The 22,438-nt window shown below is 72.4% G+C and carries 23 protein-coding genes; 12 read left to right on the plus strand and 11 right to left on the minus strand.

Features of this window, described 5'->3' with window-relative positions; all coding sequences use genetic code 11:
• Positions 1-13 precede the first annotated feature (13 nt).
• A complete protein-coding gene (gene mshD / locus ACIRGB_RS16840) occupies positions 14-943 on the plus strand; it encodes a mycothiol synthase (protein WP_403864763.1) in 930 nt (309 codons plus the stop codon).
• A 34-nt stretch (positions 944-977) separates the two neighbouring features.
• On the opposite strand, the gene ACIRGB_RS16845 is transcribed toward mshD, so the two are convergent.
• The 5 genes from ACIRGB_RS16845 to ACIRGB_RS16865 form a co-directional block, all read right to left on the minus strand.
• Positions 978-1,634 carry an ABC transporter gene (locus ACIRGB_RS16845; protein WP_403864766.1) on the minus strand — a complete coding sequence of 219 codons (657 nt, stop codon included), beginning with the start codon at positions 1,632-1,634 and terminating at the stop codon, positions 978-980.
• Positions 1,622-3,142, minus strand: a complete 1,521-nt coding sequence (locus ACIRGB_RS16850; RefSeq protein WP_403864769.1) for an ABC transporter permease — start codon at positions 3,140-3,142, stop codon at positions 1,622-1,624. The genes ACIRGB_RS16845 and ACIRGB_RS16850 overlap by 13 nt, the downstream gene beginning before the upstream one ends.
• On the minus strand, positions 3,139-4,017 hold the full coding sequence (locus ACIRGB_RS16855) for an ABC transporter ATP-binding protein (RefSeq protein ID WP_403864772.1): 879 nt from the start codon (positions 4,015-4,017) through the stop codon (positions 3,139-3,141). The genes ACIRGB_RS16850 and ACIRGB_RS16855 overlap by 4 nt, the downstream gene beginning before the upstream one ends.
• Positions 4,018-4,099: 82 nt before the next feature.
• The gene (locus ACIRGB_RS16860; protein WP_403864775.1) at positions 4,100-4,969 is read right to left on the minus strand and encodes a zf-HC2 domain-containing protein; all 870 of its coding nucleotides are present in this window, start codon (positions 4,967-4,969) and stop codon (positions 4,100-4,102) included.
• Positions 4,966-5,508 carry an RNA polymerase sigma factor gene (locus ACIRGB_RS16865; protein ID WP_403864778.1) on the minus strand — a complete coding sequence of 181 codons (543 nt, stop codon included), beginning with the start codon at positions 5,506-5,508 and terminating at the stop codon, positions 4,966-4,968. Before ACIRGB_RS16865 ends, ACIRGB_RS16860 begins: the two co-directional genes overlap by 4 nt.
• A 269-nt stretch (positions 5,509-5,777) precedes the next feature.
• Here ACIRGB_RS16865 and ACIRGB_RS16870 point away from each other — a divergent pair, with 269 nt between their 5' ends.
• From ACIRGB_RS16870 to pstB, 7 genes are all read left to right on the plus strand, one after another.
• A complete protein-coding gene (locus tag ACIRGB_RS16870) occupies positions 5,778-8,018 on the plus strand; it encodes an RNA degradosome polyphosphate kinase (RefSeq protein WP_403864781.1) in 2,241 nt (746 codons plus the stop codon).
• Positions 7,999-9,285, plus strand: coding sequence for a CHAD domain-containing protein (locus ACIRGB_RS16875; protein WP_403864784.1), 1,287 nt, complete (start codon positions 7,999-8,001; stop codon positions 9,283-9,285). The genes ACIRGB_RS16870 and ACIRGB_RS16875 overlap by 20 nt, the downstream gene beginning before the upstream one ends.
• Before the next feature lie 33 nt (positions 9,286-9,318).
• Positions 9,319-9,759, plus strand: a complete 441-nt coding sequence (locus ACIRGB_RS16880; RefSeq protein WP_403864786.1) for an NUDIX hydrolase — start codon at positions 9,319-9,321, stop codon at positions 9,757-9,759.
• Positions 9,760-9,983: 224 nt separating this feature from the next.
• Complete coding sequence (pstS, locus tag ACIRGB_RS16885) at positions 9,984-11,111, plus strand: phosphate ABC transporter substrate-binding protein PstS (protein ID WP_403864789.1); 1,128 nt, start codon at positions 9,984-9,986, stop codon at positions 11,109-11,111.
• Positions 11,112-11,235: 124 nt separating this feature from the next.
• Complete coding sequence (gene pstC, locus ACIRGB_RS16890) at positions 11,236-12,246, plus strand: phosphate ABC transporter permease subunit PstC (RefSeq protein WP_403864792.1); 1,011 nt, start codon at positions 11,236-11,238, stop codon at positions 12,244-12,246.
• Entirely contained in the window at positions 12,243-13,298 is a 1,056-nt protein-coding gene (gene pstA, locus ACIRGB_RS16895) for a phosphate ABC transporter permease PstA (RefSeq protein ID WP_403864795.1), read from the plus strand. The genes pstC and pstA overlap by 4 nt, the downstream gene beginning before the upstream one ends.
• A gap of 88 nt (positions 13,299-13,386) precedes the next feature.
• A complete protein-coding gene (gene pstB, locus ACIRGB_RS16900; RefSeq protein ID WP_003974830.1) occupies positions 13,387-14,163 on the plus strand; it encodes a phosphate ABC transporter ATP-binding protein PstB in 777 nt (258 codons plus the stop codon).
• A gap of 107 nt (positions 14,164-14,270) precedes the next feature.
• Here pstB and pitH read toward each other — a convergent pair whose 3' ends face one another.
• Both pitH and ACIRGB_RS16910 read right to left on the minus strand, forming a co-directional pair.
• Positions 14,271-15,269 carry a low-affinity phosphate transporter PitH gene (gene pitH / locus ACIRGB_RS16905; protein WP_403864799.1) on the minus strand — a complete coding sequence of 333 codons (999 nt, stop codon included), beginning with the start codon at positions 15,267-15,269 and terminating at the stop codon, positions 14,271-14,273.
• A 7-nt stretch (positions 15,270-15,276) separates the two neighbouring features.
• The gene (locus tag ACIRGB_RS16910) at positions 15,277-15,897 is read right to left on the minus strand and encodes a DUF47 domain-containing protein (RefSeq protein ID WP_053133402.1); all 621 of its coding nucleotides are present in this window, start codon (positions 15,895-15,897) and stop codon (positions 15,277-15,279) included.
• Positions 15,898-16,104: 207 nt separating this feature from the next.
• On the opposite strand from ACIRGB_RS16910, the gene ACIRGB_RS16915 reads away from it, so the two are divergent.
• A complete protein-coding gene (locus ACIRGB_RS16915; RefSeq protein WP_403864803.1) occupies positions 16,105-16,494 on the plus strand; it encodes a metal-sensitive transcriptional regulator in 390 nt (129 codons plus the stop codon).
• On the opposite strand, the gene ACIRGB_RS16920 is transcribed toward ACIRGB_RS16915, so the two are convergent.
• Together ACIRGB_RS16920 and ACIRGB_RS16925 are read right to left on the minus strand one after the other, a co-directional pair.
• On the minus strand, positions 16,480-16,644 hold the full coding sequence (locus tag ACIRGB_RS16920) for a hypothetical protein (protein ID WP_171987290.1): 165 nt from the start codon (positions 16,642-16,644) through the stop codon (positions 16,480-16,482). The genes ACIRGB_RS16915 and ACIRGB_RS16920 overlap by 15 nt on opposite strands.
• A 77-nt stretch (positions 16,645-16,721) precedes the next feature.
• Complete coding sequence (locus ACIRGB_RS16925) at positions 16,722-17,609, minus strand: hypothetical protein (protein WP_403864912.1); 888 nt, start codon at positions 17,607-17,609, stop codon at positions 16,722-16,724.
• A gap of 91 nt (positions 17,610-17,700) precedes the next feature.
• Between ACIRGB_RS16925 and ACIRGB_RS16930 the strand changes: the two genes are divergently transcribed.
• Together ACIRGB_RS16930 and ACIRGB_RS16935 are read left to right on the plus strand one after the other, a co-directional pair.
• Positions 17,701-17,874 carry a hypothetical protein gene (locus tag ACIRGB_RS16930; RefSeq protein WP_403864806.1) on the plus strand — a complete coding sequence of 58 codons (174 nt, stop codon included), beginning with the start codon at positions 17,701-17,703 and terminating at the stop codon, positions 17,872-17,874.
• Positions 17,875-18,113: 239 nt separating this feature from the next.
• Complete coding sequence (locus tag ACIRGB_RS16935) at positions 18,114-19,721, plus strand: FAD-binding oxidoreductase (protein WP_403864809.1); 1,608 nt, start codon at positions 18,114-18,116, stop codon at positions 19,719-19,721.
• Positions 19,722-19,731: 10 nt separating this feature from the next.
• Here the strand turns inward: ACIRGB_RS16935 and ACIRGB_RS16940 are convergent, their stop codons facing one another.
• Positions 19,732-20,448 carry a phosphatase PAP2 family protein gene (locus tag ACIRGB_RS16940; protein ID WP_403864812.1) on the minus strand — a complete coding sequence of 239 codons (717 nt, stop codon included), beginning with the start codon at positions 20,446-20,448 and terminating at the stop codon, positions 19,732-19,734.
• 206 nt (positions 20,449-20,654) lie between these two features.
• Positions 20,655-21,674: an NlpC/P60 family protein gene (locus ACIRGB_RS16945; protein WP_403864815.1), complete on the minus strand. Its 1,020-nt coding sequence runs from the start codon at positions 21,672-21,674 to the stop codon at positions 20,655-20,657.
• Positions 21,675-22,043: 369 nt separating this feature from the next.
• Between ACIRGB_RS16945 and ACIRGB_RS16950 the strand changes: the two genes are divergently transcribed.
• The gene (locus ACIRGB_RS16950) at positions 22,044-22,352 is read left to right on the plus strand and encodes a hypothetical protein (RefSeq protein WP_403864818.1); all 309 of its coding nucleotides are present in this window, start codon (positions 22,044-22,046) and stop codon (positions 22,350-22,352) included.
• The last annotated feature ends 86 nt before the right edge of the window (positions 22,353-22,438 follow it).

Consider the following 22,438-nt stretch of genomic DNA (forward strand, 5'->3'; position numbering starts at 1 on the left):
TACCCTCGTACGCATGACCAGCGACGACACCCTGCGGCCCGGCCGCCCCCGCTCGATCGAGACCCTCGCCGACCTCACGCCGGAGCAGACCGACGCCGTCCTCGCCCTGCTCACCGAGGCGGCCCGGAACGACGGGCAGCACGCCGTGTCCGAGCAGGGCCGGCTGCAACTGCGCGGCCCCGCCCGGGAGGGCGTCGCGCACCTCCTGCTCACCGTCGACGGCGGTGAACTCGTCGGCTACGCCCAGTTGGAGGGCACCGACCCGGTCGAGCCGCCGGCCGCCGAGCTGGTCGTCCACCCCTCGCACCGGGGCCAGGGCCACGGACGGGCGCTGGGCGCCGCGCTGCTCGCCGCCTCCGGCAAGCGGCTGCGGGTCTGGGCGCACGGCGGGCACTCCGCCGCCCGGCACCTCGCGCAGGTGCTGGGGCTGTCCCTCTTCCGCGAACTGCGGCAGATGCGGCGCCCGTTGGCCGGCCTGGACCTGTCGGAGCCGGTGCTGCCGGAGGGCGTGGGCGTGCGCACCTTCGTGCCCGGCCGGGACGACGCGGCCTGGCTCGCCGTGAACGCCGCCGCCTTCGCCCACCACCCCGAGCAGGGCTCGCTCACCCAGCGCGACCTCGACGACCGCGAGGCCGAGCCGTGGTTCGACCCGGCCGGGTTCTTCCTCGCCGAGCGGGACGGCGAACTGATCGGCTTCCACTGGACCAAGGTGCACGCCGAGGAGCGGCTGGGCGAGGTGTACGTCCTCGGCATCCGCCCGGACGCCCAGGGCGGCGGCCTGGGCAAGGCCCTCACCACGATCGGTCTGCGCCACCTGGCGGAGCGGGGCCTGCCCACGGCGATGCTGTACGTCGACGCCGACAACAAGGCGGCGGTGGCCGTCTACGAGCGCCTCGGCTTCACCACCCACGAGACGGACCTGATGTACCGCACGGAGACGTGAGCCGCGGGGCCGGTCCGGCGGACGCGCCGTCCCGTCAGCGGCCGGCCCGGCGGCCCAGCGGCTCCGGCCCGCACGCCGCCCCCGCCGCCGCCACGGCCACCGCCAGCACCGCCCACCGGTCGTGCGCGGCGGGCCAGCGCGGGTCGTTGGCCTGGACGAACAGCGCCCAGCCCTCCGGCGCGAGCAGGGGCACGAGGACGGCCGCGAGCAGCAGGGCCGCCGCGACGAACGGCCCCGGCCGCGCCTCGTCCGTCACCCGTACGGCCAGGGCGGCGGCCGCCAGGGCCAGCGCGCCCACCGCCAGCGCCTCCAGGGTGATCCCGCCGGCCGGGGGCCGGGACGCCGAGGGGGGCAGGTGCAGTACGGCCGCCCACCACAGCGCGGCGAACGGCGCGACCAGCGCCACCCGCAGCGCCTGCCGGACGGGCCGCGGGGTCGGCACCGGGGCGGTGAGGTGGCGGGCCGGGTCGTCCAGCAGGAAGGCCAGGCCGAGCGCGCCGATCAGGGCGCTGCCCCGCAGCAGCAACAGCGTCTGCCAGGGCGCCGGTTCGGCACCGGTGACGAGGGGGGTGGCGGCGACCAGCAGGCCCAGCGTCCCCGCCGCCGCCAGGGCCCGCCACGGGAGCGTGCGCCACAGCGGGCCGACCAGGTCCACCGACACCGACGTTCGGCCCGCCGTCACTCCTCGCACGAGTCCGCCTTCCCCGGCCCGGCCACGCCGAGCAGGTCGGCGACCCGGGCGGTCGTGACGCCCGGGGCGGTCAGTTCGGCCCAGTGCTCCTTCACCCGTGCGCCGACACCGGCGGGCGGGTTCTCCAGCAGGCGGCGCACGACGTCCGTCTGGCCCTCCGTCATGGACAGCGGATTGGTGGGCGACAGGACGATCGCGGAGCCGGACACGCTGTCGTCGAGGCGGACTCGGCGCAGCGCGTCCATCGGGTCGTCCTGCCAGCTCAGGGAGAGCCACATGACGGTGACCATCCGCCCGTCGCACAGCTCGCTCCCGGCCGCCTCCGTACCGGCGACGAGGACGGCGGCGACGGCACTGGAGAACTCGGGGACCCGGTTGCCGCCCCAGGAGGTGCCCACGGTGACCCGGTGCGGTGCGGTCGACGCGGGGAGCGCGGTGTCGGTCCCCGGACCGTAGCGGGCGTCGATCCGCTGCCGTACGACGAGGGGCCGGTCGTGCGCGGAGCCCCCGGCCACGGCCTGGACGCGGTCCACGACCCCGGCCCAGGTGCCGGTGCGCGGCGCCCACTCGGGGAAGGCGCAGTACCGGGACCGGCCGTGCTCGGCGCAGGTCAGGTCCGGGTGCGCCGAGGCCCGCTCGCGGGCCGCGACCAGCTCCGCCGACGGCGTCGCGCCGCGGGCCTGGAGGACCCCGCCGGTCACCGCCGCCGCGAGGCTCAGGACGAGCCCCGCGCGGACGGCCGCGGTGCGCCCGCCGGCGGCGGCCACCGCCAAAAAGGCGAGGCACAGGGCCGCGCCCGCCAGGTACAGGGCGTGCCAGGCGGCGGGGCGCCCCAGGAGGTCGGAGGGCAGGGCGTCGGGCCCGGCCTCGGTGACGGCCGGTGCCAGCCAGGACAGCCCGCCCGCCTCGCTCGAACCCGTCCCGAGGACGAACACGAACAGCAGCACCACCACCAGCAGCGGCGCGGCGAAGGGCGACATCGTCAGCCGGCCGAGCAGCACCCCGAGCGCCCCGAACGCCAGCACCGTCAGCGGCCCCACCGCCAGTTCGGCCGGCGAACCGTGGCCGATCGCGCCCGGCTTGAGCGCCTCCCAGCCGAACTGGCCGGCCACACACCCGGCGGTGAGCAGGGCGGCCGGTACGACGGACAGCGCGTGCGCGGCCATCCGGCGCCAGGGCCGCAGGACCAGGACCGAGAAGTGGTGCTCGGTGCCGTGGCGTTCGGAGCGCACGACCGCGCGGGCGGCGCTCAGCAGCACGGCGAGGCCGACGAGCATCGGCGTGGACTGGGTGGCCTGGTCGGCCTCCTGGAGGGCGGGGTAGCCGTCCCAGGACTCCGGCGTGCGCCAGACGATCCAGGCGACGTACGCCACGAAGGCGACGACTACGGGAACGCTCAGCAGCAGCCTGCGCGCCTCGAACCGGGCGAGGGCGAGCACGGCCCGCGCGCCCCGGTCCCGGTGCGGCGCCTGTACGGGTGCGGACTCCTCGGTCACCACGGTGCTCACGCGGCCGCCTCCTCGCCGGTCGTACCGGTCGTGCCGGCGTCGTCGAGGACGAGCAGGTAGCCGTCCTCCAGGGTGGGTTCGGCCGGTTCGGCGCCGGGGGGCGGGTCGCCCACGTTCCGGAAGGAGCCCGTCCCGGTGCGCCACCCGGCCCTCGCGCCGGGGTCCTTCTCCGTGCTGCTCCACACCCGCCCGGCGGCCCGCGCGGTCAGCTCGGCCGGGGTCCCGTCGAACCGCACCGTCCCGGCCGCCATGACGATCACGCGGTGGCAGAGCATCGCCACGTCCTCGGTCTGGTGGGTGGACAGCAGCACGGTCCGCCCCTCCCCCGCCCCGGCGATCAGCTCCCGGAACCTCATCCGCTGCTCGGGGTCGAGACCGACGGTCGGCTCGTCCAGCACCAGGAAGCCCGGGTCGCCCACCAGCGCGGCGGCGAGCGCGACCCGCTGCCGCATGCCCCCGGACAGCTTCTTGATCCGGCGCCCGCGCACGTCCCCGAGGTCGACCTCCTCCAGTACCCGCCGCACCTCGCGGTGCCGTTCCCGGCGGTCCGTCAGCTCCTTCAGGATCGCCACGTAGTCGACGAACTCGAAGGCGGTGAAGTCCGGGTGGAAACCGGGCGTCTGCGGCAGGTAGCCGAGCCGCCGCCGCACCTCCTGCCGGCCGCGCGAGGTCCCGGGGTCGTGCCCGAGCACGGTGAAGGCACCCCGGTCGGCGGGCACGGCGGTGGCGAGCACGCGCAGCAGCGTGGTCTTCCCGGCGCCGTTGGGCCCGAGCAGCCCGGTGACACCCGGGGTCAGCCGCAGCGACACGTCGTCGAGGGCGCGGGTGCGCCCGTAGTGCAGGCGCAGCCCGGAGGCGGAAACGGTGGGGGTCATACGGCACTCCGGTACGTGAAAGTGATCAGGAAGAAGAAGGAGAGGGGGAGAGGAGGGGGGAAGCGGGATCAGCGGGCGGGGCTCACGCGAGGCCGCGGCCCGACACGTCGAACCGGTCGCGGAACAGGAACAGCAGCCCCACGCCCAGCACCGCCACCAGGCCGGACACGCCCTGCCCGGCCGCCGTGAACGGCGCCAGCGGACCGTCCGCGGACGCCCGCGCCGCGTCGGCGGCCAGCAGTACGGCCGCCCAGGCCCCCGCGAGCACGGACGGCGCGAGGACCGGGCCCAGCCGCGGCGCCAGCGCGAGCCCCGTCGCGGTCAGGGCGAGCCCGGGCAGCAGCCAGGCCAGGGCGGCAGGACCGAACCCGGGCAGCGCGAGGCTGGCCAGGCCGCCCACCCCGAGCGCCACCACGAGCACGGCGACCGTGCGGATCATCAGCAGCCGGAAGCCGTGCATCGGCGAGACGACGGCCATCTCGTACGTCGGGTCGAGCACCGGCCCGTAGGCGAGCGCCACCGAGGCCAGCGGCAGCAGCGGGGCGAAGGCCAGGAACAGGGTGGGCCGGCCGGCCGCACCGGCCGCGAGGGCCACCGGGAAGGTGGTGAGCAGGACGGTGGCGAGCGCGCCGAACCAGGACCGGCGCAGTACGGGGGTGGCCGCGAGCAGCCGCGCCGTGGCGTCCCCCGCCCCGCACCGCATGAGCAGCCGTTCGAGCCGCCCCGGCCGGGGGGCGTCCAGCTCGGCGTCCAGCCGTTCCCAGCCCGCGTCCAGCGCGGCGGCGTCGCTCACCTCGGCGAGGACGCCCCGGCAGGCGGCGCAGGCGGTCAGGTGGGTGTCGGCGGACCAGAGCAGGGGGGCGGCCAGTTCCCCGCGTGCGTAGGCCCGCAGGTCGTCCTCGGCCACGTGCCAGGCGTTGCCACCCCGGCGGCCGCTGTCCTCGTTCCTCATGCCAGCGCCTCCCGCAGCTGCCGGCGGGCCCGCATCGCCCGCGTCTTGACCGTGCCCGGCGGGATGCCGAGCAGGACGGCCGCCTCACGGGTGGTCAGCCCGTCGACGACGGTGGCCTGGAGCACCGCGCGCAGCTCCGGCGAGAGCCTGACCAGCGCGCCCGCGAGGTCTCCGTGCTCGACCCCGGCGAGGACGCGCTCCTCGGCCGAGACCTCGTCCCGGTGCCGCAGCCGCGCCAGCGCCTGCCGCAGCCGTCCGCGCGCGCCGTCGCCGCGCAGCACGTCGATCAGCCGCCGCGACCCGATCCGCCACAGCCACCCGGCCACGTCCCCCTCCTCCCGGTAGCGGGCGCTGCCGCGCCACACCGCGAGGAAGGTCTCCTGCACGACGTCGTCGACCACGGCGGGGTCGGCGCAACGGCCGCGCAGGCGGGCGGACAGCCAGGGCGCGTACCGGCGGTACAGCTCCTCGAAGGCCCGGCGGTCGGCATCGGACGCGACGGCCCGCAGCAGCTCCCCGTCGCTTCTCGTTTCGCTCACGTCTCCTCATCGCACGAGCCCTGCGGATCGGTTCACACGATCTCAGAGGAGCCGCGCCGCCTTTCCCGCCGCCTGTCCCGGCGCCTTCCCGCCGTCTGTCCCGGCGACCTTTCGGAGGCCCGCCGCTATCCCGCACGTCATGTCCCCGTAACCGTCGATTCAGACAGCCTTGCGAGGCTCGCCGAATGAAGCCGACCGAGCCGTACCCTTCCGGGCCCTTGGGACCCTCCGACGCGCCTGACCCGCGCGCGGCGCGGAAGAATGGGTTCATGAGGCAGCCGAACACCCAGGCAGAGGTCCAGCCCACGCAGCCGTCCGTGGGCTCCATCGCGGCGCACCGCCCGGACACCGTGGCCGCCGCGGTCTCCGGTCTGGAGCCGGACATCGACGCCGACCTCGACGCGTACGAGGAGTCGGAGGAGTCCCAGGACGGCGGTGCCCGCCTCCCGCAGGGCCGCTTCCTGGACCGCGAGCGCAGCTGGCTGGCGTTCAACGAACGCGTGCTCGAACTCGCCGAGGACCCGAACACGCCCCTCCTGGAGCGGGCCAACTTCCTCGCGATCTTCGCCAGCAACCTGGACGAGTTCTTCATGGTCCGCGTCGCCGGCCTCAAGCGCCGCATCGCGACCGGCGTCGCCACCCGCTCCGCCTCCGGCCTCCAGCCCCGCGAGGTCCTGGACATGATCTGGGCCCGCTCCCGCGAGCTGATGGCCCGGCACGCCGCCTGCTTCCACGAGGACGTCGCCCCGGCGCTCGCCGAGGAGGGCATCCACCTGGTCCGCTGGAGCGAGCTGGCGGAGAAGGAGCAGGCCCGCCTGTTCACCCTCTTCCGGCACCGGATCTTCCCGGTCCTCACCCCCCTCGCGGTCGACCCGGCGCACCCCTTCCCGTACATCTCGGGCCTCTCCCTCAACCTCGCGGTCGTCGTCCGCAACCCCGTCACGGGCCACCGCCACTTCGCCCGCGTCAAGGTCCCGCCGCTGCTCTCCCGCTTCCTGGAGGCCTCCCCGGGCCGGTACGTCCCCGTCGAGGACGTCATCGCCGCCCACCTGGAGGAGCTGTTCCCGGGCATGGAGGTGCTCGAGCACCACACCTTCCGCCTCACCCGCAACGAGGACCTGGAGGTGGAGGAGGACGACGCGGAGAACCTCCTCCAGGCCCTGGAGAAGGAGCTGATGCGGCGGCGCCTGGGCCCGCCCGTGCGCCTGGAGGTCGAGGAGTCGGTGGACCGCGAGGTCCTGGACCTCCTGGTGCGGGAGCTGAAGATCGGCGAGGCGGAGGTCTACCCGCTCCCCGGTCCCCTGGACCTCACCGGCCTCTTCCGCATCCACAGCCTGGACCGGCCCGAGCTGAAGTATCCGAAGTTCGTCGCCGGCACCCACCGCGACCTGGCCGAGGTCGAGTCGGCGTCCGCGCCGGACATCTTCGCCGCCCTGCGCACCAAGGACGTCCTGCTCCACCACCCGTACGACTCCTTCTCCACCTCCGTGCAGGCGTTCCTGGAGCAGGCCGCCACCGACCCCGACGTGCTGGCGATCAAGCAGACGCTGTACCGGACGTCCGGCGACTCCCCCATAGTCGACGCCCTCATCGAGGCGGCCGAGTCCGGCAAGCAGGTCCTCGTCCTGGTCGAGATCAAGGCCCGCTTCGACGAGTCCGCCAACATCAAGTGGGCCCGCAAGCTGGAGGAGGCCGGCTGCCACGTGGTCTACGGCCTGGTGGGCCTGAAGACCCACTGCAAGCTCTCCCTGGTGGTACGGCAGGAGGGCGAGACGCTGCGCCGCTACAGCCACGTCGGCACCGGCAACTACCACCCGAAGACCGCCCGCCTCTACGAGGACCTGGGCCTGCTCACCTCGGACCCGCAGGTCGGCGCGGACCTCTCCGACCTGTTCAACCGCCTCTCCGGCTACTCCCGGCGCGAGACCTACCGCCGGCTGCTCGTCGCGCCCAAGTCGCTGCGCGACGGCCTCGTCTCCCGCGTCCACAAGGAGATCCAGCACCACCGCGCCGGCCGTCCCGCCCACGTCCGCATCAAGGTCAACTCGATGGTCGACGAGGCCGTGATCGACGCCTGCTACCGGGCGTCCCAGGCAGGTGTGCCGGTCGACGTGTGGGTGCGCGGCATCTGCGCGCTGCGCCCGGGGGTGCCGGGCCTGTCGGAGAACATCCGGGTCCGCTCCGTCCTCGGCCGCTTCCTGGAGCACTCGCGGGTCTTCGCCTTCGGCAACGGCGGGGAGCCCGAGGTGTGGCTCGGCAGCGCCGACATGATGCACCGCAACCTCGACCGCCGGATAGAGGCCCTGGTCCGGGTCACCGACCCGGCCCACCGGGCGGCCCTGAACCGGCTCCTCGACAACGGCATGTCCGACGCCACCGCCTCCTGGCACCTCGGCGCGGACGGCGAGTGGACCCGGCACGCGACCGACACGGACGGCCAGCCCCTGCGCAACGTCCAGGAGATGCTCATAGACGCCCGGAGGCGCCGGCGTGGCACAGCGACACCTTGACCCGACACACCCCGCGGCGACCGCCCCACCGCCGCACCCCGCGACCGCACCCGCGCACGGGGACGCCGGTGCGGCTCCGCGGGCCGGCGCGGGCACCGACGCGCTCGTGGGCTACCTGCGCGCCCAGGCCACGGAGTTCCTGCGCGCACTGCGCCGGCACCGGGAGTCGGGGACGGGACCGGGACCCGGTGCGGGCGCGGGAACGGGAGCCGGGGCGGAGGCGGCGGGTGCGCCCGGCGCCCGCGGCGCGTACGGCGGCCCGGACCGGGCGGCCCCGCCCGCGGACGACGTGGACGCGGCCCGCGCCCTGCGCCGCGCCGCCCGCCGCATCAGCGCCACCCTGCACACCTTCCAGCCGCTGCTGGACGCCGACTGGGCGGAGGAGCTGCGCCCCGAGCTGGCCTGGCTGTCCGGCACGCTGGCGAGGGAGCACGCCTACGCGGCCCGCCTGGAACGCCTGCTCCAGGCCCTGCACCGGCTCTCCGGTTCCACGGCGTTCCCGGCGCCGCGGCCGACGGGCCGGGACACCGTCACCGCGGCCGTGCCGCCCGCCGTCTCCCCCGTGCCCGCCGCCGCCCACCCGGCGTCCGCGAACCGCGGCAACCTCACGGTCGGCGCGGCCAAGGCGGGCGCGCTGCTCGACCGGCAGCTGACCCTGGCCCGTACCCGGGCGCACTCCGCCGCCCTCCAGTGCCTGGGCAGCAGCCGCTTCCACGCCGTCGCCGACAAGGTCGCGTTACTGGCCAGCGAAGTCCCGCTGAGCAGTGCCGGGCGCGGGGCCGCCGCCGCGGGACCCGACGCCGCGCCCGCCGACCTGCGCCCGCTGGCCGGTGCCGCGCAGGAGCGCCTCGCCGACGCCGTGGCCGCCCTCCCGCTGGTCACCGCGGGCAGTCCGTACAACGCCGAGGCGCTGGTCCACGGGCTCTCCCCGGACCCCGCCCCGCACCCCCAGGACGCCCCGTGGCACCAGGTCCGCCTGCTGCTGCGCCTGCACCGCTACGCCCTGGAGGCGCTGGCCGGCGCGGAGGCCGGGGCCGACGACGACTCCCTGGACGTGCGCCTCCTGGCGGCGGGCGAGGCCCTGAACCGCCACCGGGACGCCGCGGAGGCCGCCGCGGCCGCCGCCCAGGCCGCCCGTACCCCGCGCATCGCCCCGGCGACGGCGTACGCGCTCGGCGTGCTCCACGCCGACCAGCGGCATGAGGTGGAGGCGGCGCGGTACGCGTTCCAGCACAGCTGGCGCAAGGAACCGATCAGGCTGCCGTAGGACGGCCGCAGGACGACGGGAGGCGTGCGCGCCGTGAGCCCCGCAGACGACGACACCACGGTCCGCGCGGCGGGCTGCGTCCTGTGGCGCCCCGCGCCCTCGACCGCGCTCCCCGGCCTGGAGCTGTGCCTCGTGCACCGCCCGAAGTACGACGACTGGTCGCACCCGAAGGGCAAGCTCGAGCCTGGTGAGGACCCGCTCGCGGGCGCCCTGCGCGAGGTCGCGGAGGAGACCGGGTACGCCGCCGAGCCGGGCCCCGAGCTGCCCACCGTGCGCTATCTCGCGAACGGCCGCCCCAAGGAGGTCCGCTACTGGGCCGCCGCGGCGGGCGCCGGTGCCTTCGCCCCCTCCGACGAGGTCGACCGCATCCTGTGGCTGACCCCGGACGCGGCCCGTGCCCGCCTCACCGCACCCCGGGACCGCGACCTCGTCGACGCGCTCCTGGCGACGCGCCCCGACGGAACCGGCCACTGAACCGGCCCCTGAACCGGCCACTGGCCCGACCCCCGGCCCGGCCCCGGAACCCGTCCGTGTCCTCGACGTAAGCGTTCCGTGACCTCACCGCACCGTCCTCAGGGGTTCACCCCGCGTTCATTTACGCCCTTCGGCGCCTTCATCTGATCTGCCTAATTTCGGCCTTACCACTCCTCGCACGCCGCCGAATTCAGGACGGCGGCTCCTGGAAGGAACTCCCTCAAGTGAAGCTTCAGCGCATGAACCGGCGGGCCCTCGCTCTCGGTGCTCTCGCCGTCTCCGGCGCCCTGGCCCTCACGGCGTGCGGCTCCGACGACACCGGCGGCAACAGCAACGGCGGGGACGCCGGCGCCAGCGCCAACAGCAACATCAAGTGCGACGACGCCAAGGGCCAGCTCCAGGCCTCCGGCTCCTCCGCCCAGAAGAACGCCATCGACGCCTGGGTCAAGCAGTACGTCGCCGCCTGCAACAACGTGCAGATCAACTACAACCCGACCGGTTCGGGCGCGGGCATCACCGCCTTCACGCAGGGCCAGACCGCGTTCGCCGGTTCGGACTCCGCGCTGAAGCCGGAGGAGATCGCCGCCTCGAAGAAGGTCTGCAAGGACGGCCAGGCCATCGACCTGCCGATGGTCGGCGGCCCGATCGCGGTCGGCTTCAACGTCACCGGCGTCGACTCGCTCGTCCTGGACGCCCCGACGATGGCCAAGATCTTCGACAGCAAGATCACCAACTGGAACGACGAGGCGATCAAGAAGCTCAACCCCGACGCCAAGCTTCCCGACCTGAAGATCCAGGCCTTCCACCGCTCGGACGAGTCCGGCACCACGGACAACTTCACCAAGTACCTCAAGGCCGCCGCGCCCGAGGACTGGAAGTACGAGGGCGGCAAGTCCTGGGAGGCCAAGGGCGGCCAGTCCGCGCAGGGCTCCTCCGGCCTGGCCGGCCAGGTGAAGCAGACGCCCGGCGCCATCTCGTACTTCGAGCTGTCCTACGCCAAGGACGGCATCAAGACCGTCGACGTCAAGACCGCGGCCGCCGAGCCGGTCAAGGCCACCGTCGAGAACGCCACCGCCGCCATCGGCGCGGCCAAGGTCGTCGGCACCGGCAAGGACCTGGCCCTGGAGCTGGACTACACCCCGGACGCCGCCGGCGCCTACCCGCTGGTCCTGGTGACGTACGAGATCGCCTGCGACAAGGGCAACAAGGCCGACACCCTGCCGGCCACCAAGTCCTTCCTGAACTACATGGCCTCGGAGGACGGCCAGGGCCTGCTGGCGGACGCCGGCTACGCCCCGATGCCCTCCGAGATCATCACGAAGGTCCGCGAGACCATCTCGGGCCTGAGCTGACCCGAGTGCGGTCCGGTCCCCGCGGGGGCCGGACCGCACCGTCCGGTGCACCGCCGCCAGGAGCCCCCGACCGGGGCTCCGCCCGAGCCGCCGACCACGACGGCTCCGCAGACCGGAGAACCCGATGGACATAACAACGGACACCCAGAAGCCAGCCCCCTCCCGCACACCCCAGCCGCCCGCCCCCGCGGACCCGCGCGCCGCCCGCGGCGTCACCCGCCCCGGCGACCGGATCTTCGTCGGGCTCTCCCGCGGGTCCGGCATCCTCGTGCTGGTCATCATGGCCGCCATCGCGGCCTTCCTCACCTACCGCGCCGTCCTCGCCATCAGCGACGACGAGGCGAACTTCTTCACCAGCTTCGAGTGGAACCCGACCGGCAGCCCGCCGGAGTTCGGCATCGCGGTCCTGGCCTACGGCACCGTCGTGTCGTCGATCATCGCCATGGCCATCGCCGTCCCGGTCTCGGTCGGCATCGCGCTGTTCATCACGCACTACGCGCCGCGCAAGCTGGGCGGCCTGATCGGCTACGTGATCGACCTGCTCGCCGCCGTGCCCTCGATCGTCTACGGCCTGTGGGGCGCGCTCGTCCTGGTGCCGCACCTGGACGGACTCTACGGCTGGCTGGACGAGTACCTCGGCTGGACCGGGATCTTCGAGTGGAACGGCGGCGCGGGCCGCTCGCTGTTCACCGTGGGCATCCTGCTCGCGATCATGATCCTGCCGATCATCACCAACGTCAGCCGCGAGGTCTTCCGGCAGGTCCCGCGCATGCACGAGGAGGCCGCCCTGGCCCTCGGCGCCACGCGCTGGGAGGTCATCCGGATGTCGGTGCTCCCCTTCGGCCGCTCCGGCGTCATCTCCGCCTCGATGCTCGGCCTCGGGCGCGCGCTCGGCGAGACGATGGCCGTGGCCATGGTGCTCTCCCCGACCTTCGACATCGCCCCCAGCCTGCTCGACCCGGGCGGCGGCACCTTCGCCCAGAACATCGCCAGCAAGTTCAACGAGGCCACCCAGATGGGCCGCGACGCCCTGATCGCCTCCGGTCTGGTCCTGTTCGTCATCACCCTGCTGGTCAACGGCGGCGCCCGCATGATCATCGCCCGCCGCAAGGAGTACTCGGGGGCCAACGCATGAGCAACGCAACCCTGACCCCCGCCCCCAAGAACCGCAGCTCCCTGCGCGCCGCCACCCTGCCCAAGTGGTTCCCCTGGGCGGTCGCGGCCGGCTCGGTCCTCCTCGGCCTCGGCATCAGCGCCGCCGCCGGGCTGGACAGCAGCATCCAGTGGGCCCTGATCGCCGCGGTCCTCTTCGTCGGCGGCTCGTACGGCATCTCGGCGAGCGTCGAGGGCGGCCGGCAGGCCAAGGACCGGGTCGCGACCAGCATGGTCTGGGTCGCCTTCCTGCTGGCCCTGATCCCGCTGGTCTCCTTGATCTGGGAGACCGTGAAGCAGGGCGTGAAGGTCCTCGACGGCTACTTCCTGACCCACTCCATGGGCGTGGTCGGCGACGCCGAACCCGGCGGCGGCATCTACCACGCCATCCTCGGCACCCTGGAGCAGGTCGGCCTCGCCACCCTGATCTCCGTGCCGATCGGTGTGCTCACCGCGATCTACCTGGTCGAGTACGGTCGCGGCCGGCTCGCCAAGGCCGTCACCTTCTTCGTGGACGTCATGACGGGCATCCCGTCCATCGTCGCGGGCCTGTTCGTGCTCAGCCTGTGGGTCCTGATCCTGGACATGGGCCCGTCCGGCGTGGCCGGCTCGTTCGCCCTGTGCATCCTGATGATCCCCGTGGTGGTCCGCTCCACCGAGGAGATGCTCAAGCTCGTCCCGAACGAGCTGCGCGAGGCGTCCCTCGCCCTGGGCGTGCCCAAGTGGCGCACGATCATCAAGGTGGTCCTGCCGACCTCGATCGGCGGCATCGTCACCGGCGTCATGCTGGCCGTCGCCCGCATCACCGGCGAGACGGCCCCCGTGCTGCTGCTGGTCTGGGGCACCGACTTCATCAACGCGAACCCCTTCGAGGGCCCGCAGGAGTCGCTGCCGATGTACATCTACCTCCAGTACGGCGCGGGCTCCGACGCGGCCTACGACCGTGCCTGGGCGGCGGCCCTGACGCTGATCGCGTTCATCATGATCCTCAACCTCGCGGCCCGCGGCATCGCCCGCTGGAAGGCCCCGCGATGACCTTGTGCGGCTGCCGCCGCATGGCAGGTCGCTGACGCGACCGACGGCACACAGTCAGCGACCCGACCCGAAAGAAGCAGTGATTTCCATGGCCAAGCGCATAGATGTCAGCGGCCTCAACGCCTACTACGGCTCCTTCCTGGCCATCGAGGACATCTCGATGACCGTCGAGCCCCGCTCCGTGACGGCCTTCATCGGCCCCTCCGGCTGCGGCAAGTCCACCTTCCTGCGCACGCTCAACCGCATGCACGAGGTCACCCCGGGCGGCCGCGTCGACGGCAAGGTGATGCTGGACGACGAGAACCTCTACGGCGCGGGCATCGACCCGGTGGCCGTGCGCCGCGAGGTCGGCATGGTCTTCCAGCGCCCGAACCCGTTCCCGACCATGTCGGTCTACGACAACGTGGCGGCGGGCCTGCGCCTGAACGGCAAGTACAAGAAGTCCCAGCTGGACGACGTCGTCGAGAAGTCACTGCGCGGCGCCAACCTCTGGAACGAGGTCAAGGACCGCCTGAACAAGCCGGGCTCCGGCCTCTCCGGCGGCCAGCAGCAGCGCCTGTGCATCGCGCGGGCGATCGCGGTCGAGCCGAACGTCCTGCTCATGGACGAGCCCTGCTCCGCCCTCGACCCGATCTCCACCCTGGCGATCGAGGACCTGATCGGCGAGCTGAAGGAGCGCTTCACGATCGTCATCGTGACGCACAACATGCAGCAGGCGGCGCGCGTCTCGGACCGTACGGCGTTCTTCAACCTGGCGGCGGTCGGGCAGCCCGGCAAGCTGATCGAGATCGACGAGACGGAGCGCATCTTCTCCAACCCGTCGGTCCAGGCCACGGAGGACTACATCTCCGGCCGCTTCGGCTAGACCGCCCCTCCCAACCCCTCGCGGTGCTGCATGGCGGTGCCACCGCGAGGAGCACAAGGGCCCGCCCCCGGATTCCGGGGGCGGGCCCATCGCCGTACGGGGCGCCGCTACAGGAACGCCAGGTTCACGATCCAGAACGACACCGCGGCCACCACCGCCGCGGCCGGCATCGTGATGAACCACCCCATGATGATGTTCTTCGCGACCCCCCACCGCACGGCGTTGACCCGCTTCGTGGCGCCCACACCCATGATCGCCGAGGTGATCACGTGCGTCGTGGAGATCGGCGCGTGGAACAGGAACGCGGACCCGAACATGATCGACGCCCCCGTCGTCTCCGCGGCGAACCCCTGCGGCGGGTCCAGCTCGATGATCTTCCGCCCCAGCGTCCGCATGATCCGCCAGCCACCCGCGTACGTCCCGAGCGACAGCATCAGCGCGCAGGCGAGCTTCACCCACACCGGGATCGGGTCGCCGTAGTCCTCGACGTCGGCGATGACCAGCGCCATCACCACGATGCCCATCGTCTTCTGCGCGTCCTGGAGGCCGTGCCCCAGCGCCATACCCGCCGCCGACACGGTCTGCGCGATGCGGAAGCCGCGCTTCGCTTTGTGCGGATTGGCCCGCCGGAACATCCACATGATCGCGGTCATCACCAGGTAACCGGCGACCAGGCCGATCACCGGCGACACGAACATGGGGATGACGATCTTGTCGACGACCCCGTGCCAGTACACGGTCGTGCTCCCGGCCAGCGCCGCGCCGACCATGCCGCCGAACAGGGCGTGCGAGGACGAGGACGGCAGGCCGAAGTACCAGGTGATGAGGTTCCAGACGATGGCGCCCACCAGCGCCGCGAAGAGGATGCCCATCCCCTTCGAACCCTCGGGGGTCTGGATCACCCCCTCACTCACGGTCTTGGCGACCCCGGACCCCATGAACGCGCCTGCCAGGTTCATGACCGCCGCCATGGCGAGCGCCGCCCGGGGCGTCAGCGCGCGCGTCGACACGGAGGTGGCGATCGCGTTGGCCGAATCGTGGAAGCCGTTGGTGTAGGTGAAGAAGAGCGCGACCCCGATGGTCACGACCAGAGCGAAGGTGTCCATGAAGAGGTCAGGACTCCTTGACCGCGATGGTCTCCACCGTGTTGGCCACGTGCTCGAACGCGTCGGCCGCTTCCTCCAGCACGTCCACGATCTGCTTCAGCTTCAGCACCTCGATGGCCTCGTACTTGCCGTTGAAGAGGTGCGCGAGCAGCTTGCGGTGCACCTGGTCGGCCTGGTTCTCCAGCCGGTTGACCTCGATCCAGTACTCGGTGAGGTTGTCCATGGTGCGCAGGTTCGGCATGGCCTCGGCGGTCAGCTCGGCGGCCCGCGCCAGCACCTCGATCTGCTGGTCGACACCCTTGGGCAGTTCCTCGACGTTGTAGAGGACGACCAGGTCGACGGCCTCCTCCATGAAGTCCATGATGTCGTCGAGGGAGGAGGCGAGGTTGTAGATGTCCTCGCGGTCGAAGGGCGTGATGAACGAGGAGTTCAGCTGATGGAAGATCGCGTGCGTGGCGTCGTCACCCGCGTGTTCGGCGGCCCGCATACGCTCTGCGATCTCGGCCCGGGCGGATGCGTCCGCCCCGAGCAGTTCCATCAGGAGCTTGGAGCCCGTGACGATGTTGTCCGCGGAGGCGGCGAACATGTCGTAGAAGCTCGTCTCCCTGGGGGTCAGACGAAAGCGCACGTTGGGGTCCTCGGGGTGCATCGGTTTCGGTCAGGCTGATGCTAGGCGCATCATCCGGCCACTGCTAACGGGCCGTCCCCCAGTGTCGCCCATCAGGCAGAGTGATGAGCAGGGGGGCGACGTCAGCGCTCCGGCAAGGGCCCCCTACCCGGGAAAGTTCGTTACCATATACCCACCAGGGGTATATGTCCGTATCAGGAGGACGCGATGACGACCACCGAGGCCGGCGCGGGTGCGCCCTCCTCCGCCGTGGACCCGGCGGTGGACCAGGTGGAGACGGACGGCACGGACCTCGTGACCGACCACGACCGCGGCGTGCACGGGTACCACCAGCAGAAGGACGAGCACCTCAAGCGGCTGCGCCGGATCGAGGGCCAGATCCGCGGCCTCCAGCGGATGGTCGACGAGGACGTCTACTGCATCGACATACTCACCCAGGTCTCCGCCTCCACGAAGGCCCTCCAGTCCTTCGCCCTCCAGCTCCTGGAGGAGCACCTGCGCCACTGCGTCGCCGACGCGGCCCTCAAGGGCGGCACGGAGATCGACGCGAAGGTGGAAGAGGCGACGAAGGCCATCGGCCGCCTACTGCGTACGTGACCGCTCCTCGGCCACGCGCAGTACCTCGTCGATGCTCTCCAGGCTGAGCCGCTCCCGGGCGGCCGACGCCGCGATGATCAGCTCGCCGCACAGCTCGATCTCGGCGAGGGCCACGTGGTCCTGAACCGCCGTACCGCCGACCGGAGCCACACGCGTCACCTCGTCTCTGCCGTCACCGACTTCCTAGAGTAGGGAGCGGCCTACGCACCGCGCATGGCACGGAAGGGCTAGTTCTTGCCGTCCACCGCCGTGTCCCCCGGCCCCGCGGCGATCTTGCCGGCGTAGATGTCCCGGTCCTCGGGCAGCCGTACGCGGACGGCGGCGCCGAAGTCGAAGAGCAGCGTCGTCGAGTCGACGTCCACGATGCCGGTGCCGCTCTCCCGCCCGTTGGAGAAGCTGAAGCGGTGCCGGACCTTGCGGATACGGCCCTCGTCGTCGAGGTAGGCGTCGAACGGCACCTCGGCGGTGGCGAACCCCTCGGCCGCCGCGGCCAGCGCCTTCCTGTTGCCCTCCGAGGCGTCGCGCGCCGCCCGCGCGAGATCGGCGGTCCCCCGGTAGTGCCGCACCTCGGTCCCGGCCAGCTCCGTGCGCCCCACGAACCTCGCCGTCCGCGTCCCCCGCAGCACCTCGGCGGCGGCGAACGGGTCCGTCGCCCCGCCGGTGACCAGGTTCCCGTCGGACAGCGAGGCGGTCTCCACCCGCACCCACTTGTCGTCGGGCACACCGGCGCCCCGGTTCTTCATGAACAGGGCTCCCGGGGCCAGCAGTTCGGTGATCGGGCGGTGCTCGCTCGACCCCGCCGGGTCCTGCGGCAGCCGCACCGTCAGCCGCCCGAGCCGCGTCTCGAAGTCGTACACGCCCTCGCCCCGGATGGTCACCCGCGTCCCGCCGCTGGCCATCTGCATCGCGGTGCGCGCCTTGGCGCTCCCGGCGGCCACCAGCCGGTCGGCGGCCCGGTGCAGCACGGCGACCGGATCGCCGCCGTCCGCCCCCTGGACCGCGGCCCCCTGCCCGGAACACCCGGCAACGGCCAGACAGACGCAGACCACACCGCCGGCGAGGGCCAGACCGCCGCCCGGCCTCCCACTCCGCAGCTCCCGCTCCCGCCCGACCATCGCCACCTGCTATCCCAAGCCGTCACGCCCGTTCCGGACCCCCTGCCGTCCCGCTTAACGAGAGGCAGGCGACCCCGGTAACGTTGTGGGCGTGGCGCAGCAGGACGGTCTCGAAGCCCCCGGGGACGCCCCGGAACACCTCACGACAACGGTCGAACAGGGCCCCTTCTGCCTGGCCCGCTGCACCTGCGGCTGGCGAGGCCCGGCCCGCAGAGCCAGAAGCCAGGCCCGCACGGACGCCGAGACGCACAGCACCACCCTCTAGCTGCGGGCAGTCGTGCTAACTGCGGGCAGTCGTGCCGCTGGGGCGATGGGGGTCCCCCCGCTCGAGCGAAGCCGAGAGTGGGGGAGGGTGGGCGCAGCGGCACCCGGCCAGCGCCGGTCAGCGCCCCCACCCCCGGTCACCACCGACGCCGTACACCTGTACACCCACCGCACCCCAGGGAACCCAACCCCCCGCACCCCCGTCTCCCTCCACGACCCCCCACGGGACGCGGAGGCGACATGCACCGGCGCACATTCCTGAGCACCACCACAGCCGCCGCCCTGGCGGCAACCACAACCGCCTGCACAGGCAAGGACCCCTCCCCAGGCACCGACTCCAAAGCCACCGGAGCCACCGGAGCCACCACCACGACCACAACCACCCGCACAGCCAGGGCCGGCAACGGCACCCCCCGCACCCCCACCCCCAAGCCCCCCGCCACCTGGACCGCCCTCGCCAAGTCCCTGGACGGCCCCCTGATCCGCCCCGGTGACCGCACCTGGAAAACGGCCCGTCAGCTCTACAACACCCGCTTCGACACCCTGAAGCCCAGCGCCGTCGCCTACGCCGCCCACCCCGACGACATCCGCACGGCCCTCTCCTACGCCCGCGCCCACCACATCCCCGTGGCGATCCGCAACGGCGGCCACTCCTACGCCGGCTGGTCCTCCGGCGACGGCCGTCTGATCATCGACGTCTCGAAGCTGAACCGCGTCCGCGCCTCCGCCGGCGAGGCGGTCGTCGGCGCCGGCGCCAAGCTGATCGACGTGTACCGCGCCCTCGCCGCGAAGGGCGTCACCGTCCCGGCCGGCTCCTGCCCCACCGTCGGCGTCTCCGGCCTCACCCTCGGCGGCGGCCACGGCGTCGTCTCCCGCGCCTACGGCCTGACCTGCGACAGCCTCACCCGGGCCACGCTGATCACGGCGGACGGCAAGGAGATCACCGCCGACGCGGCGGGCGCCCACAAGGACCTCTTCTGGGCCCTGCGCGGCGCGGGCAACGGCAACTTCGGCATCGTCACGGAGCTCCACTTCCGCACCCACCCCGCGCCCCGGGCGGTGTCGGCGTACCTCACCTGGCCCTGGCGGAAGGCCGCCGCGGTCCTCCGCGCCTGGCAGGAGTGGGGCCCGGCCCAGCCCGACGAGATCTGGTCCTCCCTCCACCTGGCCACCGCCCCCGGCCGCACCCCCACCGTCTCGGTCGCCGCCTTCTCCCTCGGCACCTACGGCGAACTCCAGAACGCCGTGGACCGCCTCGCCGACCGCGTCGGATCGTCCGCGAGCCACGTCTCCCTCAAGCGCCGCACGTACGAGGAGTCGATGGAGATGTACGCGGGCTGCTCGTCGTTCTCGAGCGACGCCCGCTGCCATCTCCCGGGCTCCGTCCCCGGCCACTCACCGGAGGGGGCGCTCGGCCGGGAGACGTACGCGGCCCGCTCGGACTTCTTCGACCGCCCCATCCCGTCGGCCGGCGTCAAGGCCCTGCTCTCCCACCTGACCACCCCCGTGCGCGGCGGCGCCGGCAGCATCGCGTTCACGGCGCTCGGCGGCGCGGTGAACCGCGTCTCCCCGACGGCCACCGCGTTCGTGCACCGGCGCTCCCGGACGCTGGCCCAGTACATCGCCTCGTGGCGGCCGGGCACGAGCGGCACCGCGGCCCAGTCCTGGCTGAAATCCACCTACGGCGCGATGCGCCCGTACGGCTCGGGCGCCGCCTACCAGAACTACTCGGACCCGACCCTGAAGGACTGGCGGAAGGCCTACTACGGAGACGCGGCCCCGCGCCTGGCGCGTCTGAAGCACCAGTACGACCCGGACCGCGTCTTCACCTACCCGCAGGCACTGTGAGCCGCACGCGTCAGGCGGCGAGGTCCCGCTCGCCCGACGACTCGGAGGCACTCTCCTTGCGCGCCCCGGGGATCACGGCGCCGCGCCCGGCGGCACCCGCCCGCCCCCGCGCGCTGACCAGCCACCCCACCCGGGGCGAGCGCTCGACGGCCCGGGTCAGCGGCGTCAGCAGGGCCATCGCGACCGGCGACAGCAGCAGCGCGACCGCCGTACCGAGCGCGAATCCGCCCACGACGTCCGTCGGGTAGTGCACGCCCATGTAGACCCGGGCGAAGCCGCCGAACAGGGCCAGCACGATCGCGGCGATGCCGAACTTCCGGTTGGCGACGAACAGTCCGACCGCCAGGGCCATGCAGAGCGTGGCGTGGTCGCTCACGAACGAGAAGTCGTTCTTCCCCTCCACGAGCACGTCGAGCCCGTCATGGGACTTGAAGGGCCGGGGCCGCTCCACGAAGCCCCGTATCGGCACGTTGACCAGGACCGCGACTCCGGCCGCGAGCGGCGCCCAGAGCAGAGCGGCCACATTCGAGGCCGCGTCCTCGCCGCCCCGCCGCCGCACACCCCACCAGCACCACAGCACCAGCAGCACGATCGCGAACAGCAGTCCGTACTCACCGACGAACTCCATGACCCGGTCGAACCAGTGCGGCGCGTCCTTGGCCAGGCCGTTGATGTCGTAGAGCAGCTCGACGTCGGGGTTCGACCCGGATTCGGCGAGTCCAGCCATGGTGCTGCGGCCCCTTCGTCATGTCCTCCGGCGCACCGGACGCGCGCCTCTTCTGCCACCCCCGTGGTCAGCCGTACGTCAACAGGAACGCACGTCCCCCGTTGATACGTTCCACACTCCACTGAATGATCACGCAGACGTTATCGAAGAGAAACACGTCGCCGCAGCTCAGGGCAGGGTTTCACGCTGAGTTCACACCCTCCCATTCACACCGTGGTGGGCAGCGCTTTCGCGCCATCCTCGGTCACCCGGGTGGCCCCGAAGTAGTCGGGGGTGTCGATCGGGTCGAACCGGATCACGGCACCCGTCCGCGGCGCGTCGATCATGTACCCGCCGCCCACGTAGATCCCCACGTGCCGGATGGCCCGCGAGTTGGTCAGGTCGTCCGAGAAGAACACCAGGTCTCCCGGCAGCAGTTCGTCCCGGCCGGGATGCGCCCCCGCGTTGTACTGGTCGTTGGCGACCCGCGGCAGCTCGATCCCCACACTCTCGTACGCCGCCTGGGTCAACCCCGAGCAGTCGAACCGCCCGCCCTGATCGGCCGTCCCGGTCCCGCCCCACAGATACGGCGTACCGAGCTTCTTCTGCGCGTAGGCGATGGCCCCGGCGGCCTGCTCCGACGGATCGACCCGGGTGGTGGGCGCGGCGAAGCTCTTCTCCAGGGTCGTGATCACCTTGACGTAGTTCCGCGTCTCCTTGTACGGCGGCACACCCTGGTACTTGATCACCGCGTAGGCCCCCGCGTTGTAGGAGGCCAGCATGTTCTCGGTGGGATCGCCGGGGACGTCCTTCACGTACGAGGCGAGGGAGCAGTCGTACGACGCCGCCGACGGAATCGCGTCCGCCGGGTCCCACACGTCCCGGTCCCCGTCCCCGTCGCCGTCGACACCGTGGACGGCCCACGTCCCGGGAATGAACTGCGCTATCCCCTGCGCCGCCGCCGCGCTCCGGGCCTTCGGGTTGAACCCGCTCTCCTGGTACAACTGCGCGGCGAGCAGCGCCGGGTTGATGGCGGGACAGAGATTGCCCCACTTCTGCACGATCGGCTGGTACGCCGCGGGCACGCTCCCCTTGGCGAGCTTCTTGGCTCCGCCCCCCGCACCGCCGGCCAGATTGCCGGCGACGAGGTAGACACCGACGACGAGCAGCATCACGAAGCCCATCCCCAGGGCGACCGCGGCACCGGCCCCGACCCACATCTTGCGCATGGTCCAACCATCCCCCATGGGCGCGCGGTTCAGTGACGTTTCCCGGCCATGTCGGACTACCTGAAAGTCAGTCACCCACCGTGATACCGGGCTGATTCGGCCACGCCGCAGAAGGGCACAACGACGCAACCACGTAACAGGTTGCGCCCCGCATCATTGCCCGGCGTAACCTCTCGTGATACACAGAGTGACCATACGACTCTTTACACACCGTTCCGCACCACCCGGCCAGGGCCCGGCGCGGAACGGTGGCAAGCTATTCATACGGAACCCGCCAATCAATGGCGCCAAGTCGACATGCGACGGTGTCATTGTCGGTGACAATGAGGCTTGACCTCTGCATGCCCGCAGAGGATGCGGAACTACCCAACAGGGGCGGTGACTTACATGCTCTTTGCGGCCGACGAGGGAGACATCAACACCATCATCGGGGGGATCGCTCCGGACTGGGGCCCCTTCGGCAGCCTGGGCAACGAGGCAAAGGTGCTGATCGAGGTGGTGATGGCCGTCGCCATCCTGCTCTGCCTCGGCATCGCCATCTGGGGCGCGGCCAAGCAGCGCATCGGTGCCACCGCGCTCCGGGACACCTTCAGCGCGGAGCAGGGCAAGGGCCTGATCGTCGCGGGGCTGACGGGCGTGTTCATCATCGGCTCGCTCGGCACCCTGTTCACCATCGTGTACGGGATGGCCGTGTAGCCCGTCACCACGGTTCCTCCCCCTCCATCCCACCCGCCCGTCGTGCCAACCGGCTGAGGTTGCGTTTCCCTGATGTCGAGTCATAA

The organism is Streptomyces sp. NPDC102490 (assembly GCF_044765285.1).
Taxonomy (GTDB): Bacteria; Actinomycetota; Actinomycetes; order Streptomycetales; family Streptomycetaceae; genus Streptomyces.